General features: G+C 64.3%; 16 protein-coding genes. 3 read left to right on the top strand and 13 right to left on the bottom strand.

The genetic code is table 11. The features are described from left to right. Positions 1–70: 70 nt before the first annotated feature. The gene (locus PF66_RS20975; RefSeq protein ID WP_054063736.1) at positions 71–1,387 is read left to right on the top strand and encodes a lytic murein transglycosylase; all 1,317 of its coding nucleotides are present in this window, start codon (positions 71–73) and stop codon (positions 1,385–1,387) included. Between the two features lie 187 nt (positions 1,388–1,574). Here the strand turns inward: PF66_RS20975 and PF66_RS20970 are convergent, their stop codons facing one another. From PF66_RS20970 to PF66_RS20910, 13 genes are all read right to left on the bottom strand, one after another. Beyond that, a complete protein-coding gene (locus tag PF66_RS20970) occupies positions 1,575–2,528 on the bottom strand; it encodes a S66 peptidase family protein (protein ID WP_054063735.1) in 954 nt (317 codons plus the stop codon). 5 nt (positions 2,529–2,533) lie between these two features. After that, the gene (lipA, locus tag PF66_RS20965) at positions 2,534–3,562 is read right to left on the bottom strand and encodes a lipoyl synthase (protein ID WP_054060062.1); all 1,029 of its coding nucleotides are present in this window, start codon (positions 3,560–3,562) and stop codon (positions 2,534–2,536) included. Position 3,563: 1 nt separating this feature from the next. Further along, positions 3,564–4,214, bottom strand: a complete 651-nt coding sequence (gene lipB / locus PF66_RS20960; RefSeq protein WP_054060063.1) for a lipoyl(octanoyl) transferase LipB — start codon at positions 4,212–4,214, stop codon at positions 3,564–3,566. Continuing rightward, positions 4,214–4,489 (bottom strand): DUF493 domain-containing protein, encoded by a 276-nt coding sequence (locus tag PF66_RS20955; RefSeq protein ID WP_017903133.1) that lies wholly within the window; start codon positions 4,487–4,489, stop codon positions 4,214–4,216. Before PF66_RS20955 ends, lipB begins: the two co-directional genes overlap by 1 nt. Before the next feature lie 108 nt (positions 4,490–4,597). Then, positions 4,598–5,761, bottom strand: a complete 1,164-nt coding sequence (locus tag PF66_RS20950) for a D-alanyl-D-alanine carboxypeptidase family protein (protein ID WP_054060064.1) — start codon at positions 5,759–5,761, stop codon at positions 4,598–4,600. 241 nt (positions 5,762–6,002) lie between these two features. Beyond that, positions 6,003–7,022: a septal ring lytic transglycosylase RlpA family protein gene (locus PF66_RS20945; protein WP_054063734.1), complete on the bottom strand. Its 1,020-nt coding sequence runs from the start codon at positions 7,020–7,022 to the stop codon at positions 6,003–6,005. Further along, positions 7,022–8,032, bottom strand: a complete 1,011-nt coding sequence (mltB, locus tag PF66_RS20940) for a lytic murein transglycosylase B (RefSeq protein WP_054060066.1) — start codon at positions 8,030–8,032, stop codon at positions 7,022–7,024. Before mltB ends, PF66_RS20945 begins: the two co-directional genes overlap by 1 nt. Before the next feature lie 17 nt (positions 8,033–8,049). Beyond that, positions 8,050–9,153, bottom strand: coding sequence for a rod shape-determining protein RodA (gene rodA, locus PF66_RS20935; RefSeq protein ID WP_010446724.1), 1,104 nt, complete (start codon positions 9,151–9,153; stop codon positions 8,050–8,052). 38 nt (positions 9,154–9,191) lie between these two features. After that, positions 9,192–11,078: a penicillin-binding protein 2 gene (gene mrdA, locus PF66_RS20930; RefSeq protein ID WP_054060067.1), complete on the bottom strand. Its 1,887-nt coding sequence runs from the start codon at positions 11,076–11,078 to the stop codon at positions 9,192–9,194. A gap of 9 nt (positions 11,079–11,087) precedes the next feature. Continuing rightward, complete coding sequence (gene rlmH / locus PF66_RS20925) at positions 11,088–11,555, bottom strand: 23S rRNA (pseudouridine(1915)-N(3))-methyltransferase RlmH (RefSeq protein WP_003185785.1); 468 nt, start codon at positions 11,553–11,555, stop codon at positions 11,088–11,090. 9 nt (positions 11,556–11,564) lie between these two features. Further along, positions 11,565–11,990 (bottom strand): ribosome silencing factor, encoded by a 426-nt coding sequence (gene rsfS / locus PF66_RS20920; RefSeq protein WP_054060068.1) that lies wholly within the window; start codon positions 11,988–11,990, stop codon positions 11,565–11,567. 66 nt (positions 11,991–12,056) lie between these two features. Further along, the gene (nadD, locus tag PF66_RS20915) at positions 12,057–12,719 is read right to left on the bottom strand and encodes a nicotinate-nucleotide adenylyltransferase (RefSeq protein WP_193394222.1); all 663 of its coding nucleotides are present in this window, start codon (positions 12,717–12,719) and stop codon (positions 12,057–12,059) included. Positions 12,720–12,747: 28 nt separating this feature from the next. After that, positions 12,748–14,019 (bottom strand): glutamate-5-semialdehyde dehydrogenase, encoded by a 1,272-nt coding sequence (locus PF66_RS20910; protein WP_054063732.1) that lies wholly within the window; start codon positions 14,017–14,019, stop codon positions 12,748–12,750. 179 nt (positions 14,020–14,198) lie between these two features. Between PF66_RS20910 and PF66_RS20905 the strand changes: the two genes are divergently transcribed. After that, positions 14,199–14,885 carry a DNA-3-methyladenine glycosylase gene (locus PF66_RS20905; protein ID WP_054061509.1) on the top strand — a complete coding sequence of 229 codons (687 nt, stop codon included), beginning with the start codon at positions 14,199–14,201 and terminating at the stop codon, positions 14,883–14,885. A 15-nt stretch (positions 14,886–14,900) separates the two neighbouring features. Further along, a complete protein-coding gene (locus tag PF66_RS20900; RefSeq protein ID WP_054063731.1) occupies positions 14,901–16,217 on the top strand; it encodes a bifunctional DedA family/phosphatase PAP2 family protein in 1,317 nt (438 codons plus the stop codon). Positions 16,218–16,235: the final 18 nt, after the last annotated feature.

Below are 16,235 nucleotides of genomic sequence, written 5' to 3'. Positions count from 1 at the left end.
GTGTCATCACGACCTGCACCCCCAAGGCATGATAAGGTCAACACCTGATTCGCATTCTTCGGACCCGCGCATGCCCTTTAGTCTCACCCTCGGTTGGCCTTTGCGCCGACTGTTCGCCGCCACCAGCTTCATCCTGCTCGTCGCCTGTGCGGAAAAGCCCACGGCCGCCGACGCCCAGCCGCTGCCAACACTGCCCGCTACGCCGGTGCCGACTCCCGCAGCAGCACCTGCCACCGATACCCCGTTTATCCAGCCCGCCCAGAGTTTCGAGGATTGGCGCGCGGCATTCCGTATCGAGGCATTGCGCGCCGGGATCACCCCGAATACCTTCGACAACGCCTTCGCCGGCGTCAGCCCCGACATGAGCGTGATCAAGGCCGATCGCAGCCAGCCGGAGTTCACCCGGCCGGTGTGGGAATACCTCGACGGCGCACTGTCGGCGACCCGCGTGCGCAAGGGCCAGGCCCTGCTGGTGCAGAACAGCGCGGTGCTGCAGAGCATCGAGCAGCGTTATGGCGTCGACCGCGAGGCCCTCGTCGCGGTCTGGGGCATGGAGAGCAACTTCGGCCAGTTCCAGGGCGATAAATCGGTGATCCGTTCGCTGGCGACCCTGGCCTACGAAGGCCGTCGTCCGGGCTTCGCCCAGAGCCAATTGCTGGCCGCCCTGCAGATCATCCAGCATGGTGATATCCGTCCGGAACAGATGCTCGGCTCCTGGGCCGGCGCCATGGGCCAGACCCAGTTCATCCCGACCACCTACAACAGCTATGCGGTGGACTTTGACGGCGATGGCCGCCGGGATATCTGGAACGATTCGGCCGATGCCCTGGCCTCGACCGCCAACTACCTGCAAAGCTCGGGTTGGCAGAAAGGCCAGCCTTGGGGTTTCGAAGTCGCGGTACCGGCCGGTTTCGACTACTCGCTGGCCGACGGCGCCATCCGCAAGCCGGTCAGCGAATGGCTGCAGATGGGCGTGCAACTGCCCGCCGGCGTCGCCCTGCCCTATGGCGCCGCACCGCTCTCGGCTTCGCTGCTGCTACCGGCGGGTTATCGTGGGCCGGGGTTCCTGGTGCTCGACAACTTCCGCGCCATCCTCAAGTACAACAACTCGTCGTCCTATGGCCTGGCGGTCGGGCTGCTGTCCCAGCGGTTCAACAGTGGTGGCGTAATTCGCGGCAGTTGGCCCAAGGATGACCTGCCACTGAGCCGCAGCGAGCGGATCGAGTTGCAGACGCTGCTCAGCAGCACGGGCTACGATGCCGGCAACCCGGATGGGATCATCGGGGCCAACACCCGCAAGGCCATTCGCGGTGCACAGCAATCGCTGGGTTGGCCAGCGGATGGCTATCCGAATCACAAGCTGCTCGAGAGCCTGCGCAAACGCTAGAAAGCAACGCGCTCCCTTAGGAGCCGGGCTTGCCCGCGCAGCTTTCAGTGGCTGCGCTGTCCTCTTCGCAGGCAAGCCTTGCTCCTACAGTGCATGTCGTAACAGTTTGGGAGCGGGCCCTGTTCGCGGGCAAGTCGGATCGCCGCACCGCCTGCCTCTACAGGCCTCGTGTCGAATCTGGACGAAATCAGATCCGCACCACATCCTGCTCCAGCACCAGCCGCCGTGCATCGGCCTCCAGGCGCACCTGCGCACCCAGCGGCAGCGTCAGGTTCGGGTCGCAATGCCCACTGCGCCAACCGGCCAGCACCGGAATCCCCAGGGGGCCCAGTTCCTGCTTGAGCAGCCTCGCCAGGGCATCGCTGTCGACCCCGGCAAAATCCCCCACCAGCACGCCCTTCAGGCCTTCGAGCTTGCCTGCCAGGCGCAGGTGGGTGAGCAGCCGATCCACCCGATACATAGGCTCGTTGACGTCCTCGATGAACAGGATCACGCCATCGGTATCGATTTCGTAGGGCGTCCCCAGGCTGGTGCAGATCAACGTCAGATTACCGCCCTGCAGGCGCCCATGGGCGCTTCCCGGGGCCAGGGTGCTCAGTGGATAGGCTTCGGGGTGTTCGAGCGTATCACCGGCCTTGAGACGGCCACCAAGCAGGTCGAACAGGGACGCTTCGGTCGGTGGCAACTTGCCCTTGAGCAGATCGATGTTGAACATCGGTCCATGGAACGTCATGAACCCGGCGTAACGGGCAATTGCCAGGTGCAGGGCGGTGATATCGCTGTAGCCGACCAGCAGCTTGGGATTGCGGGCGAGCAGCGGGTAATCGATCCGCTCCAGCAGCCGCGGGCAGCCATAACCGCCTCGCAGGCAGAGGATGGCGTCGATTTCCGGGTCGGAGAAGGCATCGTGCAGGTCCCGCAGGCGAACCTCGTCGCTGCCGGCCAGGTAACCGTCCCGTTGCGAGACACCTGGAAAGATCCGTAGCTCATAACCGCGCGAGCGTACCCACTGCCGGGCTTCCTGCGGGTCGATGGCGACCGGGCCGGCCGGGGCGATCAGGCCGATCACCCCGCCCTGGGGCAGTGCCGACACCGCGCTTTGTTCCGGGTAGAAGTCCCGCACGGGTCGAAGGCTGCCCATGGGTCTTACGACGCTCCCAGCAGTTCGGCCTTGACCAGCTTTGCCTGCTCGTCGGCGTGGTACGAGGAACGCACCAGCGGGCCCGAGGCAATGTTCTTGAAGCCCATCTTGTAGCCTTCCTCGGCGAACCAGGCGAAGGTGTCCGGATGGACGAAACGCTGCACCGGCAGGTGACTGCGCGATGGCTGCAGGTACTGGCCGAGGGTCAGCATGTCGATGTCATGCTCGCGCATGCGCTTCATCACTTCGATGACTTCGTCGTCGGTCTCGCCCAGGCCGAGCATCAGGCCGGACTTGGTCGGTACGTGCGGGACCATCTGCTTGAAGCGCTGCAGCAGGGTCAGCGACCACTGGTAGTCGGAACCCGGACGCGCGGCCTTGTACAGGCGCGGTACGGTTTCCAGGTTGTGGTTGAACACATCCGGCGGCTCGGCCGCGGTGATTTCCAGGGCGACGTCCATACGGCCGCGGTAGTCCGGGACCAGGGTCTCGAGCTGCACGTTCGGCGACAGCTTGCGGATCTCGCGGATGCAGTCGGCGAAGTGCTGGGCACCGCCGTCACGCAGGTCGTCGCGGTCCACCGAAGTGATCACCACGTACTTCAGGCGCAGGTCGGCAATCGCCACCGCCAGGTTCTTCGGCTCGTCGACGTCCAAAGGCTTCGGCCGGCCATGGCCGACGTCGCAGAACGGGCAACGACGGGTGCAGATGTCACCCATGATCATGAAGGTCGCGGTACCGCCGCTGAAGCACTCGCCCAGGTTCGGGCAGGAGGCCTCTTCGCAGACACTGTGCAGCTTGTGCTTGCGCAGCAATTGCTTGATGCGGTCGACTTCCGGCGACACCGGGATGCGCACGCGAATCCAGTCGGGCTTCTTCGGCAGCTCGGTAGTCGGGATGATCTTCACCGGGATCCGCGCGACCTTCTCGGCACCACGCAGCTTGACGCCGGTTTCGACTTTCGCACGGGCCGGGCGCTCGGAAACATCCAGCGCCGGGATCAGGGTTTGCACAGCGTCTTGCGCAGTAGTCATATCAATCGATTCCGCCCGTGAGGGTCGTCTGCTCAGCATAGTCGAGGTGTTTGACGAGCTGCGCACGCAGCCGGGCACTTACCTCGGCAAATTCAATCGGTCCTGTGTGGTCGCGCAGCTGGGTCATCGCCAGCCCCGCATAACCGCAGGGGTTAATCCGTCGGAACGGCGCCAGGTCCATGTCGACGTTCAACGCCAGGCCATGGAAGGAACAGCCGTTGCGAATCCGTAGGCCCAGGGAGGCGATTTTCGCGCCATTGACGTATACCCCGGGAGCATCGGCCTTGGCCTCGGCCTGCACGCCATACTCGGCGAGCAGTTCGATCAGGCTGCGTTCCATCCGGCTGACCAGTTCGCGCACGCCGAAACCCAGGCGGCGAACGTCCAGCAGCAGATAGGCCACCAGTTGGCCAGGCCCATGATAAGTCACTTGGCCGCCACGATCGACCTTCACCACCGGAATGTCGCCCGGCAGCAGCAGGTGCTCGGCCTTGCCGGCCTGGCCCTGGGTGAAGACCGGCGGGTGCTGCACCAGCCAGACTTCATCGGGAAACTCTTCGGACTTGCGTCCGTCGGTGAATCGCTGCATGGCATGCCAGACCGGCTCGTAAGGCGTCTGGCCGAGCTCGCGAAAGCCCAACATGCCTGCCATCACAGCACCATGTGTACGAAGCCGGTGGCCCGCAACTCGCTGTTGATGTTGTACAACTGGTCCTGGTCGGTGGCCACGATGTGCAGCTGGATCGTGGTGTACTTGCCGTTGCTGCTCTGGCGTTCGTCCACCCGCTGGTCGTTGATCGTCGCATGCTTGCGGACGATCTCGACGATCTTGTCCTTGTTGCCCACACCCGTGTCACTGATCACCTTGACCGGATAGTCGGTAACCGGGAACTCGATTTTCGGAGCTTTTACTTCAGTGTCTGTCATGACAATAACGGCCTCGTAAGCCCAGGCAACGGACGTGCCTCGCACCCGGGTCGGGTGGAGGCACGCAAATCGACACTATGTGATGAAAATGCCGCTGGTGAAACCGCGTCAGTTGAACATGCCGTAGAAGAACATGCGGATGCTATCCCACAGGCGACGGAAGATACCACCTTCCTCCACCGCGTCCAGCGCGATCAGATCAGTGCTGCGCACCACCTTGTCATCCAGTTTGACTTCCACTTTACCGATGACGTCACCCTTGGCGATCGGCGCGACCAGTTTCGGGTTGATGGTCATGCTGGCGGCGAGCTTTTTCAGCTGGCCTTTAGGCATGGTCATGGTCAGGTCTTCGGCCAGGCCGGCCTTCACTTCGTGGGTGGTGCCTTTCCAGACCGGCGCCTTGGCCAGCTCGGTGCCCTTCTGGTAGAAGGTCTGGGTTTCGAAGAAGCGGAAACCGTAGGTCAAAAGCTTCTGGGTCTCGGCCGCACGGGCCGCTTCGCTGTTGGTACCGAACACCACCGCGATCAGGCGCTGGCCGTCACGCACCGCCGAGGACACCATGCAGTAGCCGGCTTCTTCGGTGTGGCCGGTCTTCAGGCCGTCAACGGTCTTGTCACGCCACAGCAACAGGTTGCGGTTGGGCTGCTTGATGCCGTTCCAGAAGAATTCCTTCTGCGAGTAGATGGCGTAGTGCACCGGGTCGACACGGATGATCGCGCGAGCCAGCAGCGCCATGTCGTGGGCCGACGAGTAGTGCTCGGGGTTCGGCAGGCCGGTCGGGTTCATGAAGTGGCTGTTGCTCATGCCCAGATCGCCAGCGGTCTTGTTCATCATGTCGGCGAAGGCATCTTCGCTGCCGGCGATGTGCTCGGACAGCGCCACGCTGGCGTCGTTGCCGGACTGAATGATGATTCCGTGCAGCAGGTCGCTGACGGTCACCTGCGAACCGACCTTGACGAACATCCGCGAACCACCGGTACGCCAGGCGTTCTCGCTGATGGTCACCGGATCGTTCTCGCCGATCTGGCCGCGACGGATTTCCAGGGTCGCGATGTAGGCGGTCATCAGTTTGGTCAGGCTCGCCGGCGGCAGGCGCTGGTCGCCGTTGTTCTCGACCAGCACGTTGCCGCTGGCGGCATCCATGAGCACGTAGGACTTGGCGGCAAGTTGCGGCGACGCCGGCAACGCCATGTCATCGGCAGCCCAGGCGGCGGGCGCCATGATCAACGGCACAAGCAGGCACAAACGTTTGGCAAAGGTGGTGATGTTCATCCGTCTCTCGAAATCGCTAATGGAAACTTGCCCTCACGGGCAAAACTAATCAGACAGCCAGAGGCTGCCCCGTGTTCGGTTGCTCGCTCCACCACCCTTTCCAGGCTTTTATTATTAAACGAACCAACAACCAGGCCCCGGCCCCAGGCTCAGCACCCCATGTATCCGCGCTCGCCCAGGCGGCGTTGAGACATTCTGTACAGAGCCTTGGAAGGCTGCCCAATCCGCCATTTTGCCTGTGTTACTCCGACGTCACCAGACTTGGCGAGCCGAGATTGGCCAGGCGGACACTGTTCTGCACCTGCTGGACCTCATCCGGCGTGCCGATCGGCCCCATCCGCACCCGATGCAGTGTCTGCTGGTTGCGTACGATCGAACTGACGAACACCGGCGCCTTGACCATCGAGCTCAGCTTCGAGCGCAGCAGTTCGGCAGCGTCCGGGTTCGCGAAGGCGCCCACCTGGAGATACTGGCCAGAGGCTGGTACCGCACCGTTTTTTTTTGCATCGGCCTGTGCCTGCACAGGGACCACGTCGGTGGCGTGCTGTTGCGGCGGTGGCGTCCACTGCTCGATGGTGCCGGTGGAAGCCGACAGAGCCGGCGTGGACGTCTGCGCCACCTGCGGTTCATTGAGCATCAGCGGCGCCGGCCGGCCACGCTGGGCCCACCATTGTTGCGGATCGATGCCTTCGACCCGGACCCGCGCCGTGCCGATCTCGGCGTAGCCGAGCTTCTTGGCGGCGGCGTAGGACAGGTCGATGATCCGGTCGGAATAGAACGGCCCGCGGTCGTTGACCCGCAGGATCACACTGCGATTGTTTTCCAGGTTGGTCACCCGCACGTAGCTGGGCAGCGGCAGGGTCTTGTGTGCGGCACTCATGCCGTACAGGTCGTAGACCTCGCCGTTGGCGGTGTTCTGGCCGTGGAACTTGGTGCCGTACCAGGACGCGGTACCCTGGGCGATGTAGTTCTTCGAATCCTGCAGCGGGAAGTAGGTCTTGCCCAGCACCGTGTAGGGGTTGGCCTTGTAGGGACCGGAATGCAGGGTCGGGGTGGCGTCGGGAATCCGCGATACATCGACGTCCCACCATGGCGCGCCGTCCTTGTGGGCCCGGTTGATGTCCAGCCCGGGCTTGGAACGGATCGCATTGGAAGACGACGACTGATAGGGCGAACGGCTGGACGAGCAACTGACCACCAGCACCGCCAGCGCGGTGCAAGCCAACAGCTTCAGTGGTTTGGAAATCGGCAAAGCCTGCATTACTTGACGCCCCGTGCTTGGACCAACAGGTCGGACAGCTGATGCACGGCCATGGCGTACATTACGCTGCGGTTATAGCGCGTGATCGCATAAAAATTCTTCAGGCCCATCCAGTATTCAGGCCCATTGTCGCCTTCCAGGCGAAATGCCGTCACCGGCATGTCATCGCGCAGCGCATCATGACTCGACCAGCCCAGTGCCCGCAACTCCCCCACGGTCTTCACCGGGTCGAGACCGGGGCTCAGCCCCTGGTCGACCTGGTCACCGCGCACATCGGCGCGACTGACCACCGGCTCGCCGGTCACCCAGCCGTGGCGCTTGAAATAGCTGGCGACACTGCCGATGGCGTCGTCGGCGTTGGTCCAGATATTGATGTGGCCGGTGCCGTCGAAATCCACCGCATAGGCGCGGAAACTGCTCGGCATGAACTGCGGCAGGCCCATCGCCCCGGCGTAGGAGCCCTTGAGGCTCAGCGGATCGAGCTGCTCCTCGCGGGCCAGCAGCAGGAACTCGCGCAGTTCCTTGCGGAAGAACTCGGCGCGGGGCGGGTAGTCGAAGCCCAGGGTCGACAGGGCATCGATCACCCGGTAGTTGCCGGTGTTGCGGCCAAAGAAGGTTTCCACGCCGATGATCGCGACAATCACCTGGGCCGGCACGCCATATTCCTGCTCGGCGCGGGCCAGGGCGGCCTCGTGCTGGCGCCAGAAGTCGACGCCACGGGCGACCCGGGCATCGGTGAGGAACATCGGGCGGTATTCCTTCCACGGCTTGACCCGCTCGGCCGGCCGGGAAATCGCATCGAGAATGCTCTGCTTGCGCTCGACCTGACGGAACACGTCCATCAGTTGCTCGCCGGCGAAACCATAGTCGCGGGTCATTTCACCGACGAACTCGGCGACTTGCGGCGATCCTTCGTAATCACCGGCCAGCGCCCCCGGCGCGGCCCCCAGGCAGCCGAGAAGGCCCATCCAGGGAGCGCATCGAGCCGCCCAGTCGCGCATCACTTGCATTGAACTGTTCACCTTAATCAAACCTGTGCGATCCACTTACGGTGGGTATGGATCGACATCAAAATCCCAAACGCTGACAGCAGTGTCACCAGCGAAGTTCCGCCGTAGCTAATGAACGGCAACGGCACCCCGACGACAGGCAACAGGCCACTGACCATACCGATATTGACGAAAACATAAACGAAGAAAGTCATGGTCAGGCTGCCAGCCAGCAGCTTGCCGAACAGGGTCTGGGCCTGGGCGGTGATCACCAGCCCACGACCGATCAGCAACAGGTATAGCAGCAGCAGGACGCAGATCCCCACCAGGCCGAACTCCTCGCCCATCACCGCGATGATGAAGTCGGTGTGGCTTTCCGGCAGGAAGTCCAGGTGCGACTGGGTGCCCAGCAGCCAGCCCTTGCCGAACACGCCGCCGGAACCGATGGCGGCCTTGGACTGGATGATGTTCCAGCCGGTCCCCAGCGGGTCGCTTTCCGGGTCGAGGAAGGTCAGGATCCGCTGCTTCTGGTAGTCGTGCATGATGAAGAACCACATGCCCACCGCCACCGGTACCGCCGCTGCCAGCACGCTGAGGATCCAGCGCCAGCGCAGCCCCCCCATGAACAGCACGAACGCGCCACCCGCCAGCACCAGCAGCGAGGTGCCGAGGTCGGGCTGGCGGACGATCAGGATGAAGGGCACGCCGATCAGCATCAGGCTGATCCCCACATGCTTGAGCTGCGGCGGCAGGGTGCGCTTGGACAGGTACCAGGCGATGGTCGCCGGCATCAGGATCTTCATGAATTCCGACGGCTGGAAACGAATCACCCCGGGAATGTTGATCCAGCGCGTGGCGCCCATGGCGTTGTGGCCCATGACGTCCACCACCACCAGCAGCATGACCCCCAGCACATAGGCCAGGGGCACCCAGCGGGCCATGAAACGCGGCTCGAACTGGGCAATGACGATCATCGACACCAGGCCGATACCGAAGGACGTCGCCTGCTTGATCAGCAGGTCCCAGCTCTTGCCGCTGGCCGAGTACAGGACGAACAGGCTGCCGGCCGCCAGGGTCAGCAGCAGGACCAGCAACGGGCCGTCGATGTGCATGCGCTGCAACAGGGTGGCCCGGCGGCGCATCACATCCTCACTGGAGAGGATGCGATCGAAATTGGCAATCACGGCGTAGCCTCCGCGGTAGTAGTGCCAGCGTATTCAGGTTTGAGCCGGCCATCCGGGCCGAGCAGCCAGGCATCCATCACCTGGCGGACCACCGGCGCCGCGACGCCGGAACCGGACTCGCCGTTCTCGACCATCACCGCGACGACGATCTTGGGGTTGTTGGCCGGGGCAAAGCCGACGAACAACGCGTGGTCGCGATGGCGTTCCAGGACCTTCGAGCGATCATATTTCTCACCCTGCTTGATCGCCACGACCTGAGCCGTACCACTCTTGCCGGCGATCAGGTACTGCGCGCCGATCGAGGCCTTGCGCGCGGTACCACGGGCACCGTGCATCACCTGCTGCATGCCGTGGTTGACCTTGTCCCAGTCCGACGGGTTGCGCAGGACGATATCCGGCATCGGGTTGTCATCCTTGGGCCGCTGGCCCTCGATGGTCTTGGCCAGGTGCGGCCGGTTCCACACGCCCTTGTTCGCCACCAGGGCCGTGGCCTGGGCCAGTTGCAGCGGCGTGGCCTGCATGTAGCCCTGGCCGATCCCGAGGATCAGCGTCTCGCCCGGGAACCAGGCCTGGCGGCGCGTGGTGCGCTTCCACTCGCGCGACGGCATCAGCCCCGGCGATTCCTCGAACATGTCCAGGGAGACCTTCTGGCCCAGGCCGAACTTGTTCATGTAGCTGGCCAGGCGGTCGATCCCCAGCTTGTGGGCCAGGTCGTAGAAATAGGTGTCGTTGGAACGCATGATCGCCGTGTCGAGGTCGACCCAGCCGTCGCCGGTGCGGTTCCAGTTGCGGTATTTGTGATCGTAGTTCGGCAACTCGTAGTAGCCGGGGTCGAAGACTCGCGTCGAGGCGTTGACCACACCGCTGTCCAGGCCGGCGATCGCCACCGCCGGCTTGATGGTCGAGCCGGGCGGGTACAGACCGCGCAACACCCGGTTGAACAGCGGCCGGTCGATGGAATCGCGCAGTTCGGCGTAGGCCTTGAAGCTGATGCCGGTGACGAACAGGTTCGGGTCGAAACTCGGCTGGCTGACCATTGCCAGCACCTCGCCGGTGCTCGGATCGAGCGCCACCACCGCGCCGCGACGGCCACCCAGGGCTTCCTCGGCGGCTTCCTGCAGCTTGATGTCCAGGCTGAGGACGATGTCCTTGCCCGGTACCGGATCGGTGCGCTTGAGCACCCGCAGGATACGGCCGCGGGCGTTGGTCTCGACCTCCTCGTAACCGACCTGGCCATGCAGCTCCGCCTCGTAGAAGCGTTCGATGCCGGTCTTGCCGATATGGTGGGTACCGCTGTAGTTCACCGGGTCGAGGACCTTGGCCTCCTTTTCGTTGATCCGCCCCATGTAACCCACCGAATGGGCGAAGTGCGCACCCTGTGGATAATGGCGAACCAACTGCGCGACCACCTCGACGCCCGGCAGGCGGAACTGGTTCACGGCGACGCGGGCGATCTGCTCCTCGGTGAGCTCGAACAGGATCGGCACCGGCTCGAACGGCCGGCGCCCCTGGCGCATGCGTTTTTCGAAGAGCACGCGATCCTCGGGCGTCAGTTGCAACACCTCGACGATCACATCCAGCACTTCCTGCCAGTTGCCGGCCCGTTCGCGGGTCATGCTCAGGCTGAAACTCGGCCGGTTATCGGCCACCACCACACCATTGCGGTCGTAGATCAGGCCGCGGGGCGGCGGGATCGACTGCACATGGACGCGGTTGTTTTCCGACAGGGTCGAGTGGTAGTCGTACTGGATCACCTGCAGGAAATACAGGCGGGCGATCAGCACACAAATCAGCAGCACGACCACCACCGCGCCGACCACGACACGGTTACGCACCAGACGGGCGTCTTTCTCGTGGTCCTTGAGGCGAATCGGCTGGGTCATTCGGCAGGCTTATTTGTGATAGGGGTGGCCGGACAGCACGGTCCAGGCACGATACAGCTGTTCACCGATCAGAATCCGCACCAGCGGGTGCGGCAGCGTCAGCGGCGACAGCGACCAGCGCTGATCGGCCCGTGCACAGACTTCCGGCGCCAGCCCCTCGGGGCCACCGACCATGAAGTTGACCGTACGCGAATCCAGGCGCCAGCGATCCAGTTCGACCGCCAACTGCTCGGTGCTCCACGGCTTGCCGTGGACCTCCAGCGTGACGATCCGCTCGTTGGGGCCGACCTTGGCCAGCATGGCCTCGCCTTCCTGACGAATGAAACGAGCCACGTCGGCATTCTTGCCCCGGGTATTGAGCGGTATCTCCACCAGTTCCAGCGCCAGTTCGGAAGGCAGACGCTTGGCATACTCATGCCAACCCTCTTCCACCCATTTGGGCATGCGGGAACCGACGGCAATCAGACGCAGACGCACGGGCGACCCTTATTCCATGTCCTTGTTGAGCTTGGCGAAGTGCTCATGGGAGTTTTCCGGGCTGTGGTGGGCAGCGCTGGCCGAACGGCTCTGCTCGGCACCGGCCCACAGGCGCTCCAGGTCATAGAACTGGCGAGCCGAGGCGGTCATCATGTGCACGATGACGGTGTCCAGGTCCAGCAGCACCCAGTCGCTGTCGCCCTTGCCTTCCTCGCCCAGCGGACGCAGGCCCTTGGCCTTCACGTTCTCGCGCACCTTGTCCAGCATCGCGTTGATCTGGCGGTTGGAGGTACCGGTGGCGATCACCATGTAGTCGGTGATGCTGTTCTTGTCACGCACGTCGATGACCTGGATATCCTGGGCCTTGACGTCTTCCAGTGCGGCCTTGGCCACTTCGACGATGTCCGCGCCGTTCAAAACTTCTTTGTTCGTCATATAAAACTCATTCAGCTCGTATGTTTGGCGATTTCTTCGCGCAACTTGCGGCGTTGAAACCCACCTTCAGTTCGACGCACGGTACAGACCGTGCGCATCGATATAGGCCAGGACCGCGTCAGGCACCAGGAAACGTACCGACTTACCGCTGGCCAGCAGTTGACGGATCTGGGTGGCCGACACCGCGAGAGGCGTCTGCCAGACGAATGTAATATGCCCGCCAGGCCCCGGCAGGGCCTTCGGGTCGCTGACCGACCGTGCGGCCAGCAGGTTGCGCAAGGCATCCGGCGGCTCGCTGTCGGCATCCGGGCGTTGCAGCACCAGGATGTGGCAATGCAGGAGCAACTCCTCCCAGCGATGCCAGGTGGGCAGGCCGCAGAATGCGTCCCAGCCCAGCAACAGAAACAACTGGTCCTCGGCGGCCAACTCGGCCCGCATGAGTTCCAGGGTGTCGATAGTGTAGGACGGCTTGTCCCGCTGCAGCTCCCGGTCGTCGACCACCAGCGGCGCGATGCCGGCCACTGCGCATTCGACCATCGCCAGCCGGGCGCGCGCCGAAACCTGCGGCGTGTCGCGATGAGGTGGCCTGGCGCTGGGCATCAGGCGCAACTCATCGAGGTCCATCAGTTCCGCAACCTCCAGGGCACTGCGCAAATGGCCGATGTGCACCGGGTCGAAGGTTCCGCCGAGCACACCGATGCGCCGAGGTGGAACTTCGCGAGGGGGCACGGCGGCTGACTGGCGTTTGCCGACCAAGTCAGAGCGACTCCTGGCCACGCAACTGCCCGTCGCCGACCACGATGTACTTCTCGCAGGTCAGGCCTTCCAGACCGACCGGTCCGCGGGCGTGCAGCTTATCAGTAGAGATGCCGATCTCGGCACCCAGCCCGTATTCGAAACCATCGGCGAAGCAGGTCGGGGTGTTGAGCATCACCGAGCTGGAGTCGACGTCGGCCATGAAGCGCCGGGACTCGGCCAGATCCTCGGTGACGATCGAGTCCGTGTGATGGGAACCGTAGCCGTTGATGTGCTCGACGGCCATGTCCAGGCCGTCGACGACGCGGATCGACAGGATCGGCGCCAGGTATTCGGTGTTCCAGTCCTCTTCGGTCGCCGCCACGGCCTCGATGATCGCCCGGGTCCGCGCGCAGCCACGCAGCTCGACGCCCTTGGCCCGGAACTGCTCGGCCATGGCCGGCAGGAAGGACTCGGCCACGGCCTTGTCCACCAGCAGGGTCTCCATGGCGCCGCAGATGCCGTAGCGATAGGTCTTGGCGTTGAAGGCGATGCGCCGGGCCTTGTCGAGGTCGGCACGGGCGCTGACATACACGTGGCAGATGCCGTCCAGGTGCTTGATCACCGGCACCCGGGCATCGCGGCTGATCCGCTCGATCAGGCCCTTGCCGCCACGGGGTACGATCACGTCGACATACTCGGGCATGCTGATCAGCGCCCCGACGGCGGCCCGGTCGGTGACTTCCACCACCTGCACGACGGCCGCCGGCAGGCCGGCCTCGTCCAGGCCGCGCTGGATGCAGGTGGCGATGGCACGGTTGGAGTGGATCGCTTCGGAGCCGCCACGCAGGATCGTCGCGTTGCCGGACTTCAGGCACAGGCTGGCGGCATCGATGGTCACGTTCGGCCGCGATTCGTAGATGATCCCCACGACCCCCAGCGGCACGCGCATCCTGCCGACCTGGATACCCGACGGCCGGTAGCTCATGTCGCGGATCGCCCCGACCGGGTCCGGCAGGTTCGCTACCTGGCGCAGACCGACGATCATGCTGTCGATCCGCGCCGGCGTCAGTGCCAGACGCTCGACCAGCGCCGGCTCCAGACCATTGGCGCGGGCAGCGGCCAGGTCGAGCTCATTGGCGGCGACCAGTTCGTCACGCGCCGCATCCAGCGCGGCGGCGGCGGCGTGCAGCGCGCGATTCTTCTGCGCGGTGCTGGCACGGCCGATCACGCGGGAAGCCTCGCGGGCTGCGCGACCCAGGCGGGTCATGTAGTCAGGAACGGACTCGGTCATGGTCTTGAGGAGGTCTTGGCAAAGAAGAAAGCGGCCGATTATAGCTGTCGCGCCGCCTGACGGACAGCGGTGCCGGGCGGATGGTCGAAATGCCGCACAAACAGCCGCCATTCAGCCTGAATTAAGCACAAAATCGGTATGATTGGCCTCCAAACAGTCCGGAATGCCCATCAGCGACGATGTCCAATCTGACACCCCTCCCCCTGCCAAACGCCCTGCCAGACAGCTTTTTCGACCGCGACGCGCAACTGCTCGCCCGCGAACTGCTGGGAAAAGTCATACGTCATCGGGTCGGCGATCTGTGGCTCGCGGCACGCATCATAGAGACCGAAGCCTACTACTTCGAGGAAAAAGGCAGCCATGCCTCCCTCGGCTATACAGAAAAGCGTAAGGCTTTGTTTCTGGATGGCGGGCACATCTATATGTACTACGCTCGCGGTGGCGACTCGCTGAACTTCAGTGCCCGGGGGCCGGGGAACGCCGTGCTGATCAAGTCGGCCTATCCCTGGACCGACGACCGCTCAGGCCCCGCCAGCCTGGCGCAGATGCAACTGAACAACCCGGACGCCCAGGGTGGCCCGCGCCCGGCGCAGAAACTGTGTGCCGGCCAGACCCTGCTGTGCAAGGCGCTGGGCCTGAAAGTGCCGATCTGGGACGCCAAGCGCTTCGACCCGCAGCGGCTGTTCGTCGAAGACGTCGGCAACCGGCCGGCACGCATCATCCAGACCACCCGCCTGGGCATCCCCCTGGGCAGGGATGAGCACCTGATGTATCGCTTCGTCGATGCCGAATATGCCACCTGCTGCACCCGCAACCCGCTGCGCCGGGGCCAGGTCGAAGGCAGGGACTACCACCTGCTACCCTGAACAAGGAAATCGCCCATGGGCCCATGGCTCGATAGCATCACCGGCTGGCTGACAGCCAATCCGCAGTGGCTCGGCCTGGCCGTGTTCATCGTCGCCTGCGTCGAATGCCTGGCCATCGCCGGCATCATCGTGCCGGGCACCGTCCTGCTGTTCGCCATCGCCGTCCTGGCCGGCAGCGGTGCCCTGCCGCTGGGTGAAACCCTGCTGCTGGGGTTTCTCGGCGGCCTGCTCGGCGACGGTTTGTCCTACACCCTGGGCAGGCGTTTTCACCAGAACATCCGTCGCCTGCCCGGCCTGCGCCAGCACCCGGAATGGATGAACGGTGCCGAGTCCTACTTCCAGCGCTACGGCATCGCCAGCCTGCTGGTGGGACGCTTCATCGGCCCGTTGCGGCCAATGCTGCCGATGATCGCCGGCATGTGCGACATGCCGCTGCCACGCTTCATCGGCGTCAGCCTGCTTGCCGGCGCCGGCTGGTCGGTGGCCTACCTGCTGCCGGGCTGGGCCACCGGCGCGGCGTTCCGCCTGCCGCTGCCCGAGGGGTTCTGGCCGCAGACCGCGGTGGTCGCGGCGGGCCTCGCGGCCCTGATCGGCCTGTGCATCCATTGCAGCCTCCAGCGCCATCCACGGGCCACGCTGCTGATTTCCGGGCTGAGCCTGTTGCTGCTGGCCGGCCTGTTCCTCGGCTACCCGCACTTGCAGGCGTTCGACCAGGGGCTGATGGCACTGGTCCAGGAACACCGTGACAGCAGCTTCGACCTGATCGCCGTGATCATCACCCGCCTGGGCGACTTCCGCACCCAGTTCACCGTCGCAACGGTGCTCACGCTGCTGTTGCTGCTGGCCCGGCAATGGCGGCATGCGCTGTTTTTTGGCGGCACCCTGGCCGTCACCGCCATCGGCAACACCGCCACCAAGCATCTGTTCGCCCGCATGCGTCCGGAAGTCCTCAGCGACCCGATCACCAGCTACAGCATGCCCAGCGGTCACAGCTCGGGCTCGTTCGCCTTCTTCCTGGTACTGGCGGTGCTGGCCGGCCGCGACCAGCCACCCCGGATGCGCGTCACCTGGCTGCTGCTCGGCTGCCTGCCAGCGTTCGCCGTGGCGTTGTCACGGGTCTACCTGGGCGCGCATTGGCCCACGGACATCCTGGCCGGGGCCTTGCTGGCGATTGCCGTCCTGGCTGCCAGCCTGACCCTGAGCCAGCGCCACCTGCCGCTGGGCAGCATGCCACCACGGGCCTGGTGGCTGATCCTGCCGGCCGCCGTGGCGCTGTACGGCTCACATGCGCTGTGGCACATACCTCAGCAGTTGCTGCGGTATTCCTACTAGTGGCCTGTGCGAATTAGC

Origin of the sequence: Pseudomonas asplenii (assembly GCF_001293465.1) — a bacterium.
Classification (GTDB): Bacteria; Pseudomonadota; Gammaproteobacteria; order Pseudomonadales; family Pseudomonadaceae; genus Aquipseudomonas; species Aquipseudomonas fuscovaginae_B.
Note: the sequence above shows the minus strand (reverse complement) of the source record. Positions and strands in the feature narration are given on the sequence as shown.

What these genes read in the sequence shown, in the direction of transcription:
- PF66_RS20975 (WP_054063736.1), top strand. Translation starts at nt 71, where the DNA reads ATGCCCTTTAGTCTCACCCTCGGTTGGCCTTTGCGCCGACTGTTCGCC.
- rsfS (WP_054060068.1), bottom strand. Translation starts at nt 11,990, where the DNA reads ATGACGAACAAAGAAGTTTTGAACGGCGCGGACATCGTCGAAGTGGCC.
- PF66_RS20900 (WP_054063731.1), top strand. Translation starts at nt 14,901, where the DNA reads ATGGGCCCATGGCTCGATAGCATCACCGGCTGGCTGACAGCCAATCCG.
- PF66_RS20905 (WP_054061509.1), top strand. Translation starts at nt 14,199, where the DNA reads ATGTCCAATCTGACACCCCTCCCCCTGCCAAACGCCCTGCCAGACAGC.
- lipA (WP_054060062.1), bottom strand. Translation starts at nt 3,562, where the DNA reads ATGACTACTGCGCAAGACGCTGTGCAAACCCTGATCCCGGCGCTGGAT.
- PF66_RS20945 (WP_054063734.1), bottom strand. Translation starts at nt 7,022, where the DNA reads ATGCAGGCTTTGCCGATTTCCAAACCACTGAAGCTGTTGGCTTGCACC.
- mltB (WP_054060066.1), bottom strand. Translation starts at nt 8,032, where the DNA reads ATGCAAGTGATGCGCGACTGGGCGGCTCGATGCGCTCCCTGGATGGGC.
- PF66_RS20910 (WP_054063732.1), bottom strand. Translation starts at nt 14,019, where the DNA reads ATGACCGAGTCCGTTCCTGACTACATGACCCGCCTGGGTCGCGCAGCC.
- rodA (WP_010446724.1), bottom strand. Translation starts at nt 9,153, where the DNA reads ATGCGCCGCCGGGCCACCCTGTTGCAGCGCATGCACATCGACGGCCCG.
- mrdA (WP_054060067.1), bottom strand. Translation starts at nt 11,078, where the DNA reads ATGACCCAGCCGATTCGCCTCAAGGACCACGAGAAAGACGCCCGTCTG.
- PF66_RS20970 (WP_054063735.1), bottom strand. Translation starts at nt 2,528, where the DNA reads ATGGGCAGCCTTCGACCCGTGCGGGACTTCTACCCGGAACAAAGCGCG.
- PF66_RS20950 (WP_054060064.1), bottom strand. Translation starts at nt 5,761, where the DNA reads ATGAACATCACCACCTTTGCCAAACGTTTGTGCCTGCTTGTGCCGTTG.
- PF66_RS20955 (WP_017903133.1), bottom strand. Translation starts at nt 4,489, where the DNA reads ATGACAGACACTGAAGTAAAAGCTCCGAAAATCGAGTTCCCGGTTACC.
- lipB (WP_054060063.1), bottom strand. Translation starts at nt 4,214, where the DNA reads ATGGCAGGCATGTTGGGCTTTCGCGAGCTCGGCCAGACGCCTTACGAG.